Raw genomic sequence first — 1,949 nt, 5'->3', positions numbered from 1 at the left:
GTCGAAATCAGCGGCGCGAAATAGATGGGCTGCTCGCCGCCGCCGTAATTCGCATCCATCCGTTGTTTGTAACAGTTTTCATCCATAACGTACGATTTTTTGCTGGCTAGGCCGTAATGACCAAGCAGTTTTTCGAGACCGGTATTCAAAGGGATATAAAAAGGACCCTGGTTGGGATTGCTATAGGACTGGTTCCGGTCGGGGACGATTTCGTTGAAGGAGTCCAGCAGGATGGCCAGCGATTTCCCCTGCATCAGAAATTGATCGATTTGAAAAAGGGCATAATCGGAAAATTCCTCCTTGGGGCCGGCTATGATCAGGCAATTTAAATTGGCCGGAATTTTTTCCTCTTTGAGATTTACAGGCTTAAGAGAATAATTTTCCGACACCAGGATGTTGAAATTCGTCAAACCCTCCTGCTGGGGCTGATTGGGAAGGCCCATGCCACCGCCCAACGGCGGAGTACCGAAATCAGCCAAATAACCGATGTTTTCATTGAGATTCAGCATACTTTCGATGGCATCGCCGAGGTTTTTTTCCATGGTTTCCATAGTTTCCAATTGGTACTGGTCACCGATCAGGGGAATTCTCATCACGCGAATCAGCGGAATTGACAATGATTTCTGACTGTTTTGTATCATGATCCCGGCCACTCCCTGCCCGCCCGGAACCTCTTTACCCTGCCGGTCCGTCTGCCCTTCCCACTGCAATTGATGTTTCGCATTTGGCCGGCATGTCGGCCAGGCCGCTGATGTTGATGTAGGGGGCGACGATATTCAGTGAAGAAGACAAGACCAGTTTGATCTGGATCTTTTCAGGCAGCCGCAGCAAGGCGCTGATCTTGTTGTTCATCTTCTGCATGGCGGTGGTGATCTTGTATTCCAGGCCATCGGTACCGGTGATGGTTGGGATCCGCTCCACCATGTCGCCGTAAATCAGGGCCATGCCCATGTAGGCTTTTTGAAACTTCACCTCGTCTTTTTCGATTTTCTGAATCTGGATCGGGTAGATGCCGTAATTATTCGCCAGTTCCTGATTTTCGTTGACCGCCTTGCCTGTTTCCTCATCCTGGGCGCTGACGTTGTGGAACTGGTAATTAAAGAAATGGTTGGCGGTTATGGCATATTCTTTGAGCAAATCCTCTAAATAACGCTCGGTATTGTTATGAGGAGCGGGCAGATTCCTGGTGAAAAACACGTGAATGGTCAGGGGTTCGGACAAGGTCGATACCACTTTTTTACTGATGCTTGAAATGGAATACAAGCGGTCCCCGGTCAAATCGAAACGCATAAATAGACTGGCAGCGACCAGGTTCAAAAGAAAAATAACCGCCACGTACATCAGGAATTTATAGTAATTGCTTTTTTGTTTAATTTTCATGTTAACCTCTCACTTTTTTCCCTGCATTACCAGGTTGCCGGCATACAAAGCCACAAAACTTACACTGACAAAATAGAGAATGTCGCGCGAATCGATAATGCCCTTGGCAATGTTTTGGAAATGAAAATCGGCGCCGATGTTTTGCAGAACACCAAGCAAAGATTCGGGCAAAAAGAAGAGCATTTTATCGATCAGGGTCAAGGCGAAGCAGACGCTCATGCCGATAATAAAGGCAATGATCTGGTTGCGGGTCAGCGCGGAGGCGAGCAGCCCGATGGCCGAAAACAGGGCGCCAAGGAATATGGCGCCGATGTAGCCGCCGATAATAGGGCCGAGGTCCAATTTGCCAAGCAAAGCGATGGTGATGGTATACGAAAGTGTCGGCAACAGCATGATCATGACAAAAGCCACGGCGGCCAGAAATTTGCCGACAATAACTTCAGTGAAAGTCAGCGGCAGGGTCATCAGGATTTCATATGAGCCGACATATATCTCTTCTGAAAACAGGCGCATGGTCACGGCCGGGATGATGAAGGCAAAGATGATGGGCAGCAAACCGAAGAAATTAC

3 protein-coding genes are annotated in these 1,949 nt (G+C 48.4%); all 3 read right to left on the bottom strand.

Going from position 1 to position 1,949, the window contains the following annotated elements:
- Positions 1-641: Gldg family protein (locus NTW95_02755; protein ID MCX6556341.1), on the bottom strand; the 641-nt coding region annotated here is incomplete at its 3' end.
- Positions 642-675: 34 nt separating this feature from the next.
- Positions 676-1,380 (bottom strand): GldG family protein, encoded by a 705-nt coding sequence (locus tag NTW95_02750; GenBank protein ID MCX6556340.1) that lies wholly within the window; start codon positions 1,378-1,380, stop codon positions 676-678.
- Positions 1,381-1,389: 9 nt separating this feature from the next.
- The coding region (locus NTW95_02745; GenBank protein MCX6556339.1) for an ABC transporter permease subunit at positions 1,390-1,949 on the bottom strand (560 nt) is incomplete at its 5' end.

The organism is Candidatus Aminicenantes bacterium (genome assembly GCA_026393795.1).
Taxonomy (GTDB): Bacteria; Acidobacteriota; Aminicenantia; order UBA2199; family UBA2199; genus UBA2199.
The sequence above is the reverse complement of the archived record's forward strand: the minus strand, read 5'-3'. Positions and strand labels throughout refer to the sequence as shown.